Origin of the sequence: Enterococcus sp. DIV1096b (assembly GCF_050498765.1) — a bacterium.
Lineage (GTDB): Bacteria > Bacillota > Bacilli > Lactobacillales > Enterococcaceae > Enterococcus_D > Enterococcus_D entomosocium.
On sequence record NZ_JBMHEK010000001.1, the window covers coordinates 1,685,326 to 1,703,630 of the forward strand.

Here is an 18,305-nt window from a genome sequence, read left to right on the forward strand (position 1 = left end):
AAACTTTGCTATAATAACCTAGTTAGGAGTGATTTGGTGAAACGTGCAAATTTTCATTGGGTGCTACCGCAAGATAGCGAAGCTACCCCTGTATTTAAAGAATTGATCCAAGCAAGAAAGATTCCTGAGCGCATCGGCGCGTTGCTATGGCAAAGAAATATTCGAACAGCAGAAGCGCTAGACGCTTTTTTATCAACGGATCTGCAATACCTTCATGATCCGTTTCTCTTTCATGATATGGATAAGGCCGTGGAACGGATCCATGAAGCCATTTTAAATGGTGAGCGGATCTTGATTTATGGCGACTATGACGCAGATGGGATTACGAGCACCACCGTATTAAAAGAAACACTGGAGTTGCTAGGGGCTGAAGCTGAATATTATCTGCCCAATCGCTTTTCAGATGGGTATGGTCCCAACATAACTGTCTATCAAGATAAAATTGCGGCAGGGACGCAATTGATCATCACCGTTGATAATGGGGTATCTGGACATGAGGCAATTGCTTATGCTCAAGGGCAAGGGGTCGATGTGATCGTGACGGATCACCATGAACTTCCTGCAGAACTCCCAGAAGCCTTTGCCATCGTTCATCCCCGTCACCCTGAAGGAAACTATCCGTTTGGTGATTTAGCGGGAGTCGGAGTCGCATTTAAAGTGGCTTGTGCCCTATTAGAAGAAGTGCCCGTCGAACTGCTGGACCTTGTTGCAATTGGGACGATTGCTGATATGGTTTCTTTGACAGATGAGAATCGACTACTAGTCAGCAATGGCCTGAAAATGATCCAACAAACTGATCGGCTTGGTTTGAATGAGTTGTTGACGGTCAGTGGATTGAAAAAACGAACAGTCAACGAAACCGATATTGGTTTTGCTGTTGGCCCCCGCCTCAATGCAATTGGTCGGTTGGAAGATCCTAATCCTGCTGTTCGTTTGTTAACCACATTTGATGAAGAAGAAGCAGTAACCTTAGCCAAGACATTAGATACGATCAATCAGCAGCGAAAAACTTTCGTTGAAGAAATCATGAAAGAAGCGCAAGAAAAAATCGACCCTGCCAATCATGTTCATCTGGTCGTAAGTGATAACTGGCACGAAGGGGTTTTAGGAATCGTAGCTGGACGTATCATGCAAAGTACCGGACAGCCCGTGATTGTTTTGACCAAAAAAGAAAATGGGTTAGCAAAAGGGTCAGGTAGAAGTGTCGCTGCGTTGAATCTATTTGAAATGTTGGCTACGATGAAAGACATGTTTACCAGTTTTGGTGGTCATCATGCGGCGGTTGGCTTAAGTATCCCGATTGATCATTTGGACATGCTACAAGCTCAGATGAATCGCTATGTGGAAGAAAATGGAATTGATCTTAGTCAGGGAATCCCCTTAGCGATCGATGAGGAACTGCCATTGGCGGAAGTATCGATCAACTTTATTGAGTCTTTAAACGTTTTAGCGCCTTTCGGAACGGACAATCCGTTACCGAAATTTCTGTTTTCCAATTTATCGACTCAAAATGCCCGCCAGATTGGTACCGAAAACCAGCACTTGAAGTTAGTGATGACAGATGAGTCCAATCTACAGCTAGATGTGATTGGCTTTGGTTTTGGAAAAGACTCAGTAGAGTTTGAAAATGATCGACTATCGATCGTCGGTCAGCTTTCAATCAATGAATGGAATGGCAACAAAAAACCGCAGCTGATGTTGGATGACTTTGCAGTGGAAGGGCTGCAGTTGTTTGATTATCGTTCGAAAAGGAGTCGGCAAAGTGTCTCTCTGGGAAATGAAACATTAGGGGTCGTTTTCAATAAGAAACTGCCTCGAGAGCTGCAAGGATTTTGTGGACAAACGATCTTATTCGACTCGGTGGCTGCTGTGAAAGATACATTTTGTGCTGGTCCGTTCCAAGAGATCGCGTTTTTAGATTGTCCTGCTGATATTGCTGTGATCAAAGAGGTCGTTCAAGCGCTTCATGCTTCAAGAATTGCGTTTGTGTTTTACTCGACGGAAGATGCCTATTTAGACGGGGTAGGCACCAGAGAGCAATATGGTCGGCTTTTTCAATTGATCAAGCAGCAGCCTCGTTTGGATATTCGCTACAAATTAAAGATGGTCGCTAACTATCTAAAAATTCCAGAAAAATTACTTATTTTTATGATTCAGGTGTTTTCTGAGCTGGAATTTGTTACAATACAAGATGGTGTTTTGAATAAAACGGCTGATCCTGTTTCTCGTCCGCTGACAGAGAGTCATTTGTATCAGCAACGACAAAAAATGATCAAAACAGAAGAATTTTTATTAATGAGTGATTTATCAACCCTACGTCAGTGGTTGACAGTCTAGGAGGAAAAAAAATGGATTTAAAAGAGTATATTGCTAGTATTCCGGATTATCCCCAAGAGGGAATTATTTTTCGGGACATCTCGCCGCTAATGGCTGATGGAGAAGCGTATCGTTATGCGACACAGCAGATCGTTGAGTATGCACAAGAAAAAGGCATCGATATGGTGGTAGGACCAGAAGCCCGCGGATTTATCGTTGGTTGCCCAGTTGCGTACCAGTTAGGTGTCGGCTTTGCCCCAGTACGTAAAAAAGGCAAATTGCCACGGGAAACCATTGAAGCAGAGTATGAAAAAGAGTATGGCGTGGATGTTTTGACGTTGCATGCCGATGCTATCAAACCAGGACAACGTGTCCTGATTTGTGACGATCTACTAGCAACTGGCGGAACGATCAAAGCAACGATTGAACTCGTAGAAAAACTAGGCGGTATCGTTGTGGGCTGTGCCTTTTTGATCGAACTAATGGATTTACATGGAAGAGATAAAATCCAAGGTGTTGAAATCAAGACGTTAATGGAATACTAAAAAAGAAGAAACAAAAAAGGACTCGCAGGAGTCCTTTTTTGTTTCTTCTGCCTTATGGCGTATGTAGGGGAAGGATCATGGTTCGTAACGATAAAAATCATGATCGTGATAATAATGGCGGTTACGTTTGAGCTCTGCTTGGCGGAATTTCTTTTCATCCCATAGCATGAACCAAAGCATCATTAGAGGACAAAAAATCAGAACAGCACTTAGAACGCCAAAATAGCCAATAACAATACCCATCAATAAAACCCATAACATAAAACCAAATCGACGAACTGCTTTCATCTCATTCACTCCTTAAATAATACGAACTTATGTTTGTATACTTATTATACGAATGTTTGTTCGGTTTGTAAAGAGGAAAGAAAAAAAATCTTCGTAAAAACGAAGATTTCCTAGTCAGCTCGTTGAGCATCAAAGCAGATGTCGATACAACCCAACAACCAATCCTAAAATCGTTACGTCAGGCAAAATGATTGGTTCTAAGTAATCATTTTCCGGTTGTAAACGAATGTAATTCTTTTCTTTATAGAATCGTTTGCAAGTAGCTTCATCTTCATCTGTCATAGCGATCACAATATCACCATTTTGCGCACTTTGTTGTTTGCGAACGATCACTTGATCGCCGTCAAGGATGCCAGCATTGATCATACTTTCTCCTCGGATCGTCAACATAAACAAACTACCGGTACTATTTGCTAAATCTGGCGGAATCGGAAAGAAATCGGATGCATCTTCCACTGCTAAAATCGGTTCTCCCGCAGTTACGACACCAAGCATCGGAATGGATGCTGGCTGAACATCGATTTTTTCAAGACCGGAAGAAGTTAATTCAATGGCTCTGGGTTTTGTAGGATCTCGCAAGATCAACCCCTTTTTTTCAAGTCGGGACAAATGGCCATGAACAGTTGAGGTAGAAGATAACTGAACGGCTTCGCCAATTTCGCGAACAGTCGGCGGATAGCCTTTTTCAGTGACACGGGTATGAATGAACTTAAGAATTTCGATTTGTCGATTTTCTGTTCGTTTTGCCAAAACTGACACCTTCTTTCATTTGATAACATTAGTGTACCATAGGTATATCGAATATTCAAACAAATGTTCGCTTTTTACACTATTGTTTTTATTCGCTAGTTTGTAGTAAAATCAAGAGGGAAAAGGAGGAACGAATATGCTATCTCAAGAAAAATTAGCTCGAATCAATGAACTTGCCAACAAGAAAAAAACAGAGGGTTTGACTGAGGCAGAAACGAACGAACAAAAAGTTCTACGTGACGAGTATTTAACCGCCTTTCGTGGAGGAATGCGTCACCATATCGAAGGAATGAAGATCGTTGATCCTGAAGGTGCTGATGTGACACCAGAGAAATTAAAAGATATTCAAAAGAAAAAAGGTCTCCACGGCAGATAATTGTGAATTCCTTTTCATTGCTATTGAAATAAGCATCTGAATCACGTATAATAAAAGATGTAATAAAGGTAAAAAAAACCTAAATTAGGAGGAACTACCATTGTTTGATAAAATCGATCAATTAGGAGTGAACACCCTTCGTACATTAAGTATCGAAGCCGTACAAAAAGCCAATTCAGGACATCCAGGATTACCGATGGGGGCAGCACCCATGGCCTATGCCTTGTGGACCAAACACTTGAAAGTCAATCCAACGACTTCTCGCAAGTGGGTGGATCGTGACCGTTTTGTTTTGTCTGCTGGACACGGTTCGGCGTTATTGTACAGCTTGTTGCATGTGTCTGGTTACGATGTGACCATTGAGGATCTAAAAAACTTCCGTCAATGGGATAGCCGCACGCCAGGACATCCAGAAGTCGATCACACAGACGGCGTGGAAGCAACCACTGGACCTTTAGGACAAGGGATCGCCATGGCAGTCGGTATGGCAATGGCCGAAGCCCACTTGGCTGCAACCTACAATCGCGACAAGTATCAAGTCATCGATCACTATACCTATGCCTTATGTGGCGATGGGGATTTGATGGAAGGTGTTTCGCAAGAAGCTGCATCCATGGCGGGTCACATGAAATTAGATAAACTGATCGTCTTGTACGATTCAAATGACATTTCCCTAGATGGTCCGACTTCAAAAGCCTTTACAGAAAATGTCGGTGCGCGTTTTGAAGCGTATGGCTGGCAACACATTCTCGTTGAAGACGGCAATGATTTAGAAGCAATCTCAAAAGCGATCGACGAAGCAAAAGCTGAAAGCGACAAACCAACCTTGATCGAAATCAAGACTGTGATCGGATACGGTGCGCCAAATCAAGGCACCTCTGCCGTTCATGGTGCGCCGATCGGTGCCGAAGGCATTTCTGCAGCTAAAGCGATTTATGGTTGGGAATACCCAGAATTTACCGTACCTGAAGAAGTTGCCGCGCGCTTCAAAGAAACCATGATCGATGAAGGGCAAAAAGCTGAAGCCGCTTGGAACGAAACCTTCCGTGCCTATGAAGCAGCCTACCCAGAACTTGCTGCGCAATTCAAACAAGCCTTTGCGGGTGAATTGCCAGCAGATTGGGATGCAACATTACCAAGCTACGAAGTTGGCAGCTCACAAGCTAGTCGGGTTTCTAGCAAAGAGATGATCCAAGCCTTATCCAAAGCCGTCCCTAGTCTCTGGGGTGGATCGGCTGACCTTTCTGGCTCCAACAACACGATGGTGGCAGCAGAAAAAGACTTTGAACCTGGCCAATACGAAGGCCGCAACATTTGGTTTGGTGTCCGAGAATTTGCGATGGCGGCAGCCATGAACGGCATCCAATTGCATGGCGGTACCCGAATCTATGGCGGGACCTTCTTCGTCTTCGTTGATTACTTGCGTCCAGCGGTGCGCTTGTCTGCGATCCAGCATGCACCTGTGATCTATGTCTTGACACATGACTCCGTGGCGGTGGGAGAAGATGGACCGACCCACGAGCCAATCGAGCAATTAGCTAGCGTCCGTTGCATGCCAAATGTCCAAGTGATTCGTCCAGCAGACGGCAACGAAACCCGTGCTGCTTGGAAACTGGCTATGACAACAACGGATAAACCAACGGTCTTAGTCTTAAGCCGACAAAACCTACCAGTGATCGAAGGCACGCAAACCGGTGCGGATGAAAATGTCGCAAAAGGTGGTTACGTGATTTCAAAACAAGCTGGTGAAACACCAGCGGGTATTTTGATCGCCACAGGTTCTGAAGTGAATCTTGCGGTCCAAGCACAAGCTAAATTGGCAGAAGAAGGCATCGATGTATCGGTGGTCTCCTTACCAAGCTTTGATTTGTTTGAAGCACAAAGCTCAGAATACAAAGAAAGCGTCTTGCCAAAAGCAATGAAGAAACGGGTAGCGATTGAAGCGGCTTCCCCATTTGGTTGGGAACGTTACACCGGTTGCCATGGAAAAGTGATCGCGATCGATCACTTCGGTGCATCAGCACCTGGCGACAAAGTATTAGCAGAATTCGGCTTTAGTGTTGAAAATGTTGTGAATACTTTTAAATCAATCGATTAATTGATCGACAATCAATCAAAGCTAGCACGTTCGAGAATCTTTTCGATTTTCGAGCGTGTTTTTTTCGAGTACTGCTCACTCTGAAAGTGCCAGAGTGACTTATTTAAGGTAGTAGTGGCTAAGATTTCTGAAAAATGGTTTCACCACAAGATATAGACTCTTTTAAATAGTAAGAGAGAAGCAATACAACCCCATTCTAATAGTTTTTTTAAAAACTTCTCAGTGATTAACAAACTGAGAGGGATGTCCAGAAAGTTTTTTAAAAGTCTTTTGTCGGGTCGGAAGTGAACATTGTTTGCACTGCTAGGCATTTTTCCGTATAATAGCTTTATTGATTTATTTGAAAAAACGTACAGTTACTGGAGGAAAAAGATGGGAAGTTATCAAACAAGAAGTGAAAGACATCATCAACCAAAGAAGACGATGAAAAGACCTAGTAAAAAGGCGGTGGTCTCTTTGATGGGTGCAGGAATGATGTTAGCGCCAATGACGGTCACTTTCGTTCCTCAACAGGTACAAGCTGCTGAGAATCAATATGCAACGCAGGACATCTCAGGGTTCATCGAACAAATTGGCTGGTCAGCACAAGATGTTGCTGCCAACAATGATCTATATGCTTCTGTGATGATCGCTCAAGCGATTTTGGAAAGCGGCTATGGTTCTTCCGCATTATCCAATGCCCCCTATTACAATTTATTTGGGGTCAAAGGCAGTTACAACGGACAAAGTGTGTATATGCCTACCCAAGAGTATTTGAATGGTCAGTGGGTAGAGATGAATGAACCGTTTCGTCAATATAACTCTTATTGGGAATCGTTTCAGGATCATGCGAACGTCTTGCGAAGTACAAGTTTCGCGACAGGGACTGCTCATTACAGTGGTGTCTGGAAAAGCCAAACAACCTCATTTTATGATGCAACGAATTACTTGACGGGACGTTATGCTACCGATCCAGGTTACGCACAAAAACTGAACTGGTTGATCGAAACCTATCAGCTTACACGGTTCGATACAGGAACGACACAAAATACAGCCTGGACAAACACAACTAGCACAACGACCAGCGAAACAACGACGACCACGTATTCAGGTAGTACATCTTCAGCACAGAGCTATCAAGTTGCTTCTGGGGATACGCTTTGGGATATCGCCAACCGATTTGGCACAACCGTTGATGCGTTGATGGCATCGAATGGATTATCCAGTGAGATCATCGTTATCGGACAAGAGTTGATCGTATAAGTAAGTTAAAAACCTTAAGATGGATTGCTACAATTGCAGCCAATCTTAAGGTTTTTTTGACGTGGCAATCAAACTCTGGTCAGTGGAAATAGAACAAAGTATAAAACTATATGAAAAAAAATTTGAAATTGCTTACTTTTTATTCGCAACTCCGAGGTATTTTAGGTAGAATGGAAGAATAAGAACGGGAGGGATTTTCAATGACAAAAATCTATCAATCGGTCAATGAATTAGTTGGTCATACGCCAATCGTCAAATTAAATCATATCGTAGAAGAAGGTTCTGCTGATGTGTATGTGAAATTAGAGTTTTTCAATCCTGGGGGTAGCGTAAAGGACAGAATTGCTTTAGCCATGATTGAAAAAGCCGAAAAAAGCGGCTTATTGAAAGCCGGCGATACGATTATCGAGCCAACCTCAGGAAATACGGGGATCGGTTTAGCCATGATCGGTACGGCAAAAGGCTATCGGGTTGTGTTGGTTATGCCAGAAACGATGAGTATCGAAAGACGGAAAATCGTACAAGCTTATGGTGCAGAGTTGATTTTGACGCCTGGGTCTGAAGGGATCACAGGATCCATTAACAAAGCAAAAGAATTAGCGGAGCAAGACGGCTACTATATGCCATTACAATTTGAAAATCCAGCTAACCCAGAAATTCATGAAAAAACGACAGGAAAAGAAATTGAGGATGCATTTGAATCAAAAGGTTTAGATGCTTTTGTCGCTGGAATCGGCACTGGTGGAACGATCACTGGAGCGGGCAAAGAACTGAAGCGCGTCTATCCTAATTTGAAAATAGTTGGTGTTGAGCCTGCTGAATCTGCGATTTTAGAAGGTGGTAAGCCAGGACCGCATAAGATTCAAGGGATCGGTACTGGATTTGTCCCTAAAGTATTAGATACCGAAATTTATGATCAAGTCATTGCAATTGCCAGTGACGATGCGATGAAAACTGCACGGCAAGTTGGGATGAAAGAAGGGATTTTAGTTGGAATCTCTTCAGGGGCTGCGATCCAAGCTGCTTTACAGGTAGCAAAAGAACTAGGCAAAGGCAAAAAAGTTTTAGCAATCGTGCCTGACAATGGCGAACGTTATTTGTCCACAGCACTGTATCAGTTTGAAGACTAACAATCGAGAGAAAGCAGGCATTGAAATGTCTGCTTTTCTTTCTCGAAAAAAGGGGACGGAAGCGGGCTGAAAAAAGCGTTTTGCCTTTGAAAAAATAAGGAAAGCTGTTTGAATTTTTAGGTTTTACATAGTATGATAGGTGAGATAAGAGAAATGGAGGAACTCCTGTGAGTACGATCTACGATGAAGCGATCAAACGATTAAAACATGAAAATATTCGTATTACACCGCAGCGAGTAGCGATATTAGAGTTTTTAGCCAGTCACGATGCCCATCCGACCGCTGAAGAGATTTATCGAGCGATTGAAGTTCATTTTCCTGGTATTAGTGTCGCAACGGTATACAATAACTTACGTTTATTCACAGAAATTGGCTTTGTAAAAGAAATGAATTATGGAGATGCCTCCAGTCGTTTTGATTTTACAACGGAGCCTCATTATCATGCTATCTGCCAAAAGTGTGGAAAGATCGCTGATTTTTACTATCCAGGATTGGAAGATGTCGAAATGGCGGCTTCGAAATTAACTGGGTATCAAATAAATAACCATCGACTAGAAGTTTATGGTCTATGTCCCGAATGCCAAGTGAAAGAGGAGGAAACAAAATGAAGATAATTTCTACAGATCAAGCACCACAAGCAATCGGTCCTTATGTTCAAGCAAAAATCGCAAACGGCTTTTTGTTTGCTTCTGGTCAAGTGCCATTAGATCCTGTTTCGGGGGAAGTTGTCGGTACGACGATTGAAGTACAGACTCAGCAAGTATTGAAAAATATCAACGCGATTCTTGAAGCGGCGGAACTTACGCCAGATGACATCGTTAAGACGACATGTTTTTTAAAAAATATGAATGATTTCGTTCCTTTCAATAATACCTATAGCACATTCTTCAATGAAGAGTTACCTGCACGTTCTGCTGTAGAAGTTGCCCGCTTGCCAAAAGATGTTTTGGTTGAAGTTGAGATCATCGCAGCAGTCAAAGAAAAAGCGTAACCAAGAATGAATCGTGGGACGTCCGCCTTTGCGTCGTCCCCTTTTTATTGGATTGATCTTGGACCAAAGGATCATAGAGTTTCAGGTGAATCAAGGAGAAGAGGATACAGTATGGTTTCGTTAAAGGACTATTTAGCAAAAGGGCAAACAACGATATCAAATTTGCTTTTAGAAAATTACCATCATCTTGGATTGACAAATGACGAATTTTTGTTATGGCTGCAGTTGTATCGCAGTCATGAGCAAGGAAATGATTTCCCCGATTTACGTGAGATTGCCTCTGTGATGGGGAGTGATCAAAAAGAAATTTATCATTGGTTAAATCAATTACTTAAAAAAGATGTACTGCGAATGGAATCAAAAAAAGATGCTGCCGGAAAAATGGTTGATTATTATGATTTCACAGGAATCTATGACCGTTTAGAATTTCTCTTGACACAGCAATCGAAAAATGAGGCAGTAGAATCAAATGAAGAAAAAATCCGTGGGTTATATCGCTTGTTTGAAGGCGAGTTTGGTCGGCCATTGTCAGCAATCGAATACCAACGGATCGGGCAGTGGTTGGATGAGGACCATTACGATCCGGAACTGATTCAGTTTGCTTTGCGAGAAGCGGTTTTGAATCAGGCTTATAGCTTAAATTACATCGATCGTATCTTACTTTCTTGGGAACGTAAGAATATCACGTCGAAAGCGCAAGTTGAGGAAGAACAAAAAAGAAGAAAAAAACAATTTCTTCAAAATGAGAATATTTCACAGGAAGAAGGGCCAATGCCCAAAATCCCTATGCATAATTGGTTAGAAGGAGAGTAACAGACAAGGAGTTCAAATAGTCCTATGATCAGCAAAGAAAAAACAATGATCGCCATCGAAACAATGTACGAGATGTTTCCCGAAGCGCATGGTGAATTGGTATCCAAAAATGCGTTTGAATTATTGATCGCAGTCATTTTAAGTGCGCAAGCAACAGATGTCTCGGTAAATAAAGTCACCCCGGCACTTTTTGAGGCTTATCCTACACCGCAAGCTTTGAGCGAAGCACCTTTAGAAGATGTGATTGCAAAAATCAAGTCGATCGGTCTGTATCGAAACAAGGCAAAAAATATCAAAGCTTGTGCTTCGGAACTATTGCTACGTTTTGGTGGTGAAGTGCCGAAAACAAGAGAAGATTTGGTTTCTTTGCCAGGTGTCGGCAGAAAAACTGCGAATGTGGTACTTGGTGATGCCTATGGGATACCGGCAATCGCTGTCGATACCCACGTCGAACGGGTGTCAAAAAGATTGCGCATTTGTAAATTAGATGCCAATGTACTAGAAGTTGAACAAACGTTGATGAAAAAGATTCCCGAACCATTATGGGTCAAAACCCACCATACGATGATTTTCTTTGGCCGTTATCATTGTACCGCGAGGGCGCCAAAGTGTGAGATTTGCCCGTTGTTGGCGATGTGCCAAGAAGGAAAGCTTCGCATGAAGGGGAAGAAAATCATTTAATGGTGAACATAGACCAAAAGTATCTAGGATCAAGACGCTAAGCGAAATCGCTTAGCGTTTTTTTTTGCACAAATTGATAAAAAAACAGGTAATTAACGTAATACCCTTTATTAAAGCCCTTTCAAGTAACTGGAAAAACATAAGCTTACTGAATTTTTTTGATTACACCACTCAAAATCAGGTGTTTTTTCACAAATAGATCGTGTGAGGGGTGATGCTCGATGCGAAATGAACCTTCCAATACGCCTTTTTTTTGAAACTATTTGTAAGCTTAGTATGATGGGCTTCTTTCGCAAAATTTTTACCCTTTCTTTTTATAAAAATGCTTATTTTTGGTCAATAAAAAGGAATATTAATAAGAAAATTCACCCATTGGTGAAAAATAATATTTCAAATCTGTGAAAATCATCAGTATAGTGAACTTTGTCAAAAGTTATAAGTCTTTCTCTGCTATTTTACGAATGACAGAAAAAGCGTTGCACAGTTCAAATGATTCTAAAACGATCTCAAAATCATTTTTGTTAACGGGTCTTAGGCAAACGCTGTTTTGAAAAGATCACTTATAAGACGTGGCAAGTATAGAGGAGGAGGGAGAATGAAAGGAGAAAAGGTATGGAAATTAGTTCGTATGGTTCTGTTTTGCACTCTTTTTTATGGGATAACTATTTCTACGGCAGCGGTGAATGCTCAGGAAGTGCAGTCGGTTGAAACAGAAAGCTCTGTGCTCTTTACCGGTGTTTATGAGCCTATTGGGCAACCCGAACCAGCACCGCCAGCAGGCCCTACAGAGAATATATCGCCACCAAACAAGGTAGCAAAACCAGGTGGTATTTTACCAAAGACCAACGAGACAAGAACTTACGGCGTAATCTTTCTTGGATTACTGCTTGTACTGGTTGTATTGTATGTGCAATATACCAAACATCGATCAAAATTTGTGATGGTTAAAAAGAAAAGACAAATAATTTGAAAGCAGGGATGAATTTGAAATTCGTACGATTTGCATCGGCAGCTGTTTTAGCTGCAACTTTATTTACTATTAGCGCGGAAGCCTTCGCTACTGAGAGTGTAACAAACCATGATACAGAAGGGAAAGTTCTCTTTGTACCAAACGATAGCGAAGCGACAGTAGTTCAACCACCAAATCCTGGTCCTAATGGTCCAGATGTAGAGATCAATCCAGTCGGCCCGGAAGGACAAACGGGACCATTGACCATTGCTTACGCACCTACGCTTAATTTCGGTGAGCAAGTGATTTCTAATACCGATCAAGAATATAAGCTAGTGGCTGAATTACACAAGCTAAAAGACGCGGAAGATAGTGAAGAAAGAGTTCCTTATGTTTCATTTGCCCAAGTCCAAGATACGCGTGGGACAAATGCTGGTTGGGATTTAAAAGTTTCCTTAAGTGCTTTTGAATCAGGAACACAGAATAATGAACTGACTGGAGCAAGAATTCGTTTTAATTCGCCAAAATTGGAATATAACGGAAGCAACCAAGAAAATGAGCCACAAATTCATGCGGATGGATTGATTTTAGATGCTACAAATAGTGAACGTTCGGTTCTGACCGCTGCTCAAACAAAAGGTGCTGGCGTATCGTCAGTCGTTTGGGGCGATCAGGAAGAAATCAATCGACAAGTAGAAGCAGGTGCAGAGGTTGTTGAAAATGCTGGAATTGAGTTACTTGTTCCTGGATCAACAGCAAAAGACGCTGCTCTTTATGAAGCAACTCTTACTTGGACTTTGGCTGCAACAGCTGGACCGGACGGAGAAACGGTTCAGTAACTTGGTTTTGTACTGAATAAAAAAAGAAAGAAGGAACTAGAAATGAAAAAGATTCGTTTAGCTACGGTCGCTGTATTATCCACCACTTTACTAGCAGGAGGCGTTCAAGCCTTTGCCCAATCTTCATTAGAAACGATTACCGATAACGTTGTAGGGTTTACCTCAGACGGAAGCGATCTAACAGTGGTACAACCGCCAGTCGTGCACCCAGAAGTAGAAACAATCGAACCAACACCGCCAGGACAAACGGGCCCATTTACCATTGCTTATGCACCACAAACATTCGATTTTGGTCAGAATGCTATTTCTACCAGTGATCGTTGGTATTCAATCGTTGCTGATGAGCGTAATTTGGCTGATCAATCAGGGACGACACCGTACGTATCGTTTGCCCAAGTGCAAGATACCCGAGGAACGCATGCTGGTTGGACATTAAATGTTAGTCTAACTGATTTTACTTCTGAATCAGGAGATGTCTTGACTGGGGAAAAAATCAAGTTGGCAAACCCTGAAATCGTGTTCAACAAAGGCGAGGGTGATCGAGACTTACAGCCAAGTGCCGTTATCAATAATGAAGAACAAAATGCGTTGATCCTAGATGCCAACGATCAAGACATTCCTGTCATGCGTGCTTCGGTCGGTCAAGGCGCGGGCGCTTCATCGATTTACTGGGGAGATCAGGAAAAATTGACGGAACAAAATCTTAATAAACAAGAAGGCGAAATGATCAGAAATGATGATATTCAACTATTTGTACCAGGCTCTACCACGCAGCTAGCAACTAACTATACTGCGGAAATGACATGGACGCTAACTGCTTCTGTTGATAGTGGCGGCGAAACAGTAAATCCGTAAGAAGGATCATAGCTTGCAACAAGAAACAACTGGCAGGAATAGTAAATTATTCCTGCCTTTTTTGGAAGGAGAACCACTTTTGACTGAACAACGTATGAGAATGAAATGGATAAAAACGGTTACCTGTGCGGTCATCCTACTATCATTCTTTTTTTCACCAAGAATGAGTTATGCTCAGACAGAATCAGAATTAAACTTTTATGTGACGCCTATCTTACCGGAAAGTCAGCTGGAAGGAGGGGCGTTGGGGTATTTCGATTTAAATCTTGGGGCAGGAGAACGTGATGAATTGGCTTTAGAGATCGAAAATGGTTCTGATCAAGCGATCGAAATAGAAATTTCTGCCCATACGGCATTTACGAATGTGAATGGTGTTGTGGAATATGGCAGGGATGCAGAATCCCCTGATCCGACTTTACCTGCATCAATTGATGAACTGGTAGAGGTGCCTGAAACCGTATTGTTCGATCCATTAGAAAAACGAATCATTTCTTTACCGATTACGATGCCAGAAGAGGAATTCAAAGGGGTTTTGGCAGGTGGCATTCGAATCAAAGAGGTTATTTCGGAAGAGGAGCAAACACAATCTGCTGAAGAAGGATTAGGCATTCGGAATGCATTTTCCTATGTCATTGGTGTGGTAGTAAGCAACAATCGGTCCGCAACGGATCCGGGATTGGAACTGCTTGATGTTTTTGCCGATCAAGTAAACTACCGAAACGTATTTAGTGCTGTTATCCAAAATTATACAGCAACATTTGTCAATCAATTGGAAGTAACAGCTGAAATTCGTTCTGTTGGTGGTGAGACGATCTTATATGAAACAAGTCAATCATCTATGCAAATGGCTCCTAATTCACATATGCATTTCCCAATTCCCTTGGATGGCGATCGTTTTCGTAATGGGGAGTATGTATTGAATCTTACTGCGCGGTCAGGAGAGGAAGAGTGGTCTTGGGAACAGATATTTAGCGTAGAGGCAGAAGATGCTCGCCGCTTAAATGAACTCGATGTCACTGTAGATACGTCACTCAATTGGTGGATGATCGCCACGGCTGGTCTAATCAGCTTGCTTCTAATTATTGCGATCATCCTAATTGTTCATAAGAAAAAAAATGCAAAGGAAGGTGGGAAAAGTTGAAATGAAGAATACCCCGCACAAGGTAATAATTGCGATCATTATTGGATTACTAAGTGTGCAAACTTTTTTTCCAAGTCTGAGCAGTATCCTATTGCCGGAAATCCACGCCATCGATCACACGATTGAACCGTTGGATGAAACGCAGAATATGTCCTTGCTTGATAAAGCAACACAACCGATCCAAACAAAAGAATTTGACATCCATCAACCTTTTTTTCAGTTTCCAGTTAGTGTGATTGAAGGTGTCGTGGATCAACCGATCGACGTTTTCGTCGTATCAAGCCAACCTTTAAATGAGATTACGCTAGTTGTAGCGAAAGAAGCAGCGATCGTGGAAGAAGAATTTGCTGCAGAAGTGAAGAATAAGAAGCTGTCTGAAGAAGAACAGGAATGGACGCTTACCTTTGATGAAGAGCTAATGGAGTTCGAGATTCCTATCGTCTTTAATAAAATAGGCGATTATCGACTTTTTATAGGTGAAGCGGAACTAACGATCGAAGTACAGGCAGAAGATGACGGGGAAGAGGACTTGGATGATGATGCAGATAATGAAACGATCGAGACAGAGGTCTCACCATCAGACACGCCGCAGGAAGGGAAACGAACCACGCAACCTCCTAATGACGCGAACCTAAATGAGAATCAGCAAGACACAGAAGCTGACCAAGCAGAAGCAATTGCCCAATTGACAGAACCGGTCACACCGTTAGACGAAATCAGTCATCGGGATGTTTCCAACTGGCAAGAGTTTATGGCGGCAATCGTGAATAGAGAAGTAAATTATATCAATATCGTAAATGACTTTGAATCATCAAACAATCCTACTCAAGGAGTTTCCGGAGTGGCTGCGGGAAGTGCAACTTCCAACCCGTCGAATGGGGTAGCCTATATTTGGACCAATGCTTCTGGAATTTCGAGAACGCTTGTGATCGAAGGCAATGGGTATCAAATCGACTTTAGAGCTGTTGCTGTCGGATTTTATGATAGTACCGTCAATAGTGCATCGCCGTGGGATATCACGTACCAAAATATCGATATCGTTCATGGCAACTATTATGGCTTCATGAATTTTACGAATATGAGTATTCCGCAACAAAATCTATCCAGAATGCGTTACCACAATTTAACCAACGCGGGCAATCAGTTGATCCACTCGTTAGCGACACCTGTTATTATGTCTGGCGAAGTAATATCGCATCAAACTCCGACATATACTTCCAGATCTGGACGTGTGCAAACGATCAATGCAACCAACCAAGCAAATATGGAAGTAACACAATTGGAAATTCTTGATAACGCAACAGTTGACATGTCGACAATAAATTCCGGCAATATCTATTTATATTATGCAACGGGGCGTATGACTATTGGCAATGATGCAAAGATGTCCCTGCGTGCTGCAGGAACAGCCGGTGAGGCTTTTGGAGCAAATATTTATATTGCGAATGGACGGATCAATATCGGTAATCGATCAGAGCTTCATTTGACTGCCCGAGCCAACTCCCCCGCAATCAGTATGTATGCAAGCGGCGCCCACTTTGAAATGTCTGAGGATAGCAAAGTGGTAATCAAAGCTGACGGACGTACCACAAGCCTCAATGGATGGGGCTATAACATTATCTACATGGGTGCTGGAAGCACGATGCTTATTGGAAATAAAAGCAGTGTCGAAATTGATGCAGTGAATCAAGGGACCACCACCTCCGGAGTGATCCATGTAGCCGGTGCCGCCACATTTATTGTTGCTAAAGAAGGAGTCTTGGATATTAAGTCGGACGGAACCAATCCCTCTCATTCCTTGATGACATTTTTGAGCTCGGCCTCAACCTTCACTTTTGCGGATGCACAACGCATCAATTTAGAGAAAACAAGGGCGGTTACCGGAAATGCAGCAAATAGTAGCCTTATTTCGATTTCCGGCAGCGGCGGGCTATTAGATGTGGATATTCAAGCTGCGAAGCAATGGCGGCATGGAAACTTGACGGAGGAACCAGACTTCAGTTGGAGTCCAATCTTCAATTTAAAAGTGAATTTTGCCTCTACCTTGTCATCGATTTCGAATGTTTCTTCCATCTCACAAGAGATCGTTGATCATTTTCGCGCGAATTTTACCACAAGAGCACAACGTATTCTATTTGAATATATTCCAGATGTCGAGGTTCATTTAGAACCATTAACGGAAGATCCGGCACTGGAAGGCTCAAGAATCATTAGGGGAAAAGCCACACCTTATAGTGTGATTCGTTTTGACGGAGATCCAGCGATTCCCGCACCGCAACTGCAATCACCCTCTTTTGATGATAACAGCTTGTTTCATCTTCAAGCAGATGCCAATGGTGATTTCAGCTTGACCTTAGCCGAGGGGGATCGGTTTACAAAACATAATACGGTGACGGCTTACGCTTTCTTAAATGGGAAATTCGATACAGCTGAAACAGTTGTTCAAGAGATTGCCACAATGAATCCACGAGATCCGATCGCGCCAGATATTGAAGTGAACCCAGAAAATAAACCGGATATACCAGAACATTTAGGGTTTATCAGTATCGATTTCATCTCCCAGTATAGCTTTGGAGATGTATCAATAAGTGCAGATACCAAACAGTACAATGCATTGCCACAACGTCTTAGCAGTGCAGATGGCTCAGTAACTGAGGAACGGCCAAATTACGTGCAGATTTCTGACCGTCGCGCTCAATTTACCGGCTGGGAACTAAACGCGACATTATCTGCTGCAGGATTTCGTAATGATCGAGGAGAAGAACTTCGGGGTGCACGAATTATTTTAGAAAATGCAGTTATGCTGACGAATGCCGCCAATTCAGCAATTCCTCCCACTTATAGTGAATCAATGATCCTTGATCCTGGGGTACCCGCTTTGATCGCTGAAGCGGATGCAAATGAAGGAAGCGGTACCTGGATTCAGCGCTACGGGGATATGGGGACGATGGGGGATAGTGTCAAACTTGAAGTACCCATTGGATCAAATCCGCGTAATATGACCTATCAAGCAACGATTGAATGGGAGTTAAGTTTTGTCCCATCTACCGAATGATCGATGCTCAATCTTATCAAATGGAAGCTGTTGACGCCTATGACAGCTTCCATTCTTGATAGGAAGACAGTGAGTAAATCGGTTGAAAAGCAGTGGATTTTAACGCTTTTTTATGGTAGATCACGCTGCTGAGCAAAATCTGCTTATGCTGGCTAAATCAATCGTTTGCTTCAAAAATAATCGCGAAGATACAGAGTTCACCTAAACTCGTGCAAAAACTATTCAAGCAACTTTGA

Annotated in this window: 17 protein-coding genes; 15 read left to right on the plus strand and 2 right to left on the minus strand. The window is 42.4% G+C overall.

Features of this window, described 5'->3' with window-relative positions:
- The first annotated feature begins 36 nt into the window (after positions 1–36).
- A complete protein-coding gene (recJ, locus tag IGJ17_RS08020; RefSeq protein ID WP_429961225.1) occupies positions 37–2,337 on the plus strand; it encodes a single-stranded-DNA-specific exonuclease RecJ in 2,301 nt (766 codons plus the stop codon).
- An 11-nt stretch (positions 2,338–2,348) separates the two neighbouring features.
- On the plus strand, positions 2,349–2,861 hold the full coding sequence (locus IGJ17_RS08025; protein ID WP_005226167.1) for an adenine phosphoribosyltransferase: 513 nt from the start codon (positions 2,349–2,351) through the stop codon (positions 2,859–2,861).
- 75 nt (positions 2,862–2,936) lie between these two features.
- Here IGJ17_RS08025 and IGJ17_RS08030 read toward each other — a convergent pair whose 3' ends face one another.
- Entirely contained in the window at positions 2,937–3,149 is a 213-nt protein-coding gene (locus IGJ17_RS08030) for a hypothetical protein (protein WP_429961226.1), read from the minus strand.
- A gap of 129 nt (positions 3,150–3,278) precedes the next feature.
- Complete coding sequence (gene lexA / locus IGJ17_RS08035; protein WP_008381880.1) at positions 3,279–3,899, minus strand: transcriptional repressor LexA; 621 nt, start codon at positions 3,897–3,899, stop codon at positions 3,279–3,281.
- A 136-nt stretch (positions 3,900–4,035) separates the two neighbouring features.
- Here lexA and IGJ17_RS08040 point away from each other — a divergent pair, with 136 nt between their 5' ends.
- The 13 genes from IGJ17_RS08040 to IGJ17_RS08100 all read left to right on the plus strand — a co-directional run bounded on the left by IGJ17_RS08040 (position 4,036) and on the right by IGJ17_RS08100 (position 18,069).
- Complete coding sequence (locus IGJ17_RS08040; protein ID WP_086316104.1) at positions 4,036–4,275, plus strand: DUF896 family protein; 240 nt, start codon at positions 4,036–4,038, stop codon at positions 4,273–4,275.
- 100 nt (positions 4,276–4,375) lie between these two features.
- Positions 4,376–6,373, plus strand: a complete 1,998-nt coding sequence (tkt, locus tag IGJ17_RS08045) for a transketolase (protein ID WP_429961227.1) — start codon at positions 4,376–4,378, stop codon at positions 6,371–6,373.
- A 372-nt stretch (positions 6,374–6,745) separates the two neighbouring features.
- On the plus strand, positions 6,746–7,615 hold the full coding sequence (locus IGJ17_RS08050; RefSeq protein ID WP_016611726.1) for a glucosaminidase domain-containing protein: 870 nt from the start codon (positions 6,746–6,748) through the stop codon (positions 7,613–7,615).
- Positions 7,616–7,815: 200 nt separating this feature from the next.
- Complete coding sequence (gene cysK / locus IGJ17_RS08055) at positions 7,816–8,745, plus strand: cysteine synthase A (RefSeq protein WP_005236064.1); 930 nt, start codon at positions 7,816–7,818, stop codon at positions 8,743–8,745.
- A 167-nt stretch (positions 8,746–8,912) separates the two neighbouring features.
- A complete protein-coding gene (locus IGJ17_RS08060; protein WP_005226158.1) occupies positions 8,913–9,353 on the plus strand; it encodes a Fur family transcriptional regulator in 441 nt (146 codons plus the stop codon).
- Positions 9,350–9,736 (plus strand): RidA family protein, encoded by a 387-nt coding sequence (locus IGJ17_RS08065; protein WP_429961228.1) that lies wholly within the window; start codon positions 9,350–9,352, stop codon positions 9,734–9,736. The genes IGJ17_RS08060 and IGJ17_RS08065 overlap by 4 nt, the downstream gene beginning before the upstream one ends.
- A 111-nt stretch (positions 9,737–9,847) precedes the next feature.
- The gene (locus tag IGJ17_RS08070) at positions 9,848–10,549 is read left to right on the plus strand and encodes a DnaD domain protein (protein ID WP_005236055.1); all 702 of its coding nucleotides are present in this window, start codon (positions 9,848–9,850) and stop codon (positions 10,547–10,549) included.
- A gap of 24 nt (positions 10,550–10,573) precedes the next feature.
- Positions 10,574–11,230: an endonuclease III gene (nth, locus tag IGJ17_RS08075; RefSeq protein ID WP_429961229.1), complete on the plus strand. Its 657-nt coding sequence runs from the start codon at positions 10,574–10,576 to the stop codon at positions 11,228–11,230.
- Between the two features lie 595 nt (positions 11,231–11,825).
- Positions 11,826–12,200 (plus strand): LPXTG cell wall anchor domain-containing protein, encoded by a 375-nt coding sequence (locus IGJ17_RS08080; RefSeq protein WP_005236050.1) that lies wholly within the window; start codon positions 11,826–11,828, stop codon positions 12,198–12,200.
- Between the two features lie 14 nt (positions 12,201–12,214).
- The gene (locus IGJ17_RS08085) at positions 12,215–13,018 is read left to right on the plus strand and encodes a WxL domain-containing protein (protein ID WP_008379814.1); all 804 of its coding nucleotides are present in this window, start codon (positions 12,215–12,217) and stop codon (positions 13,016–13,018) included.
- A gap of 42 nt (positions 13,019–13,060) precedes the next feature.
- Complete coding sequence (locus IGJ17_RS08090) at positions 13,061–13,873, plus strand: WxL domain-containing protein (RefSeq protein ID WP_429961230.1); 813 nt, start codon at positions 13,061–13,063, stop codon at positions 13,871–13,873.
- Between the two features lie 13 nt (positions 13,874–13,886).
- Complete coding sequence (locus IGJ17_RS08095; protein WP_016611732.1) at positions 13,887–15,014, plus strand: DUF916 and DUF3324 domain-containing protein; 1,128 nt, start codon at positions 13,887–13,889, stop codon at positions 15,012–15,014.
- 1 nt (position 15,015) lies between these two features.
- Entirely contained in the window at positions 15,016–18,069 is a 3,054-nt protein-coding gene (locus IGJ17_RS08100; protein WP_429961231.1) for a pectate lyase-like adhesive domain-containing protein, read from the plus strand.
- Positions 18,070–18,305: the final 236 nt, after the last annotated feature.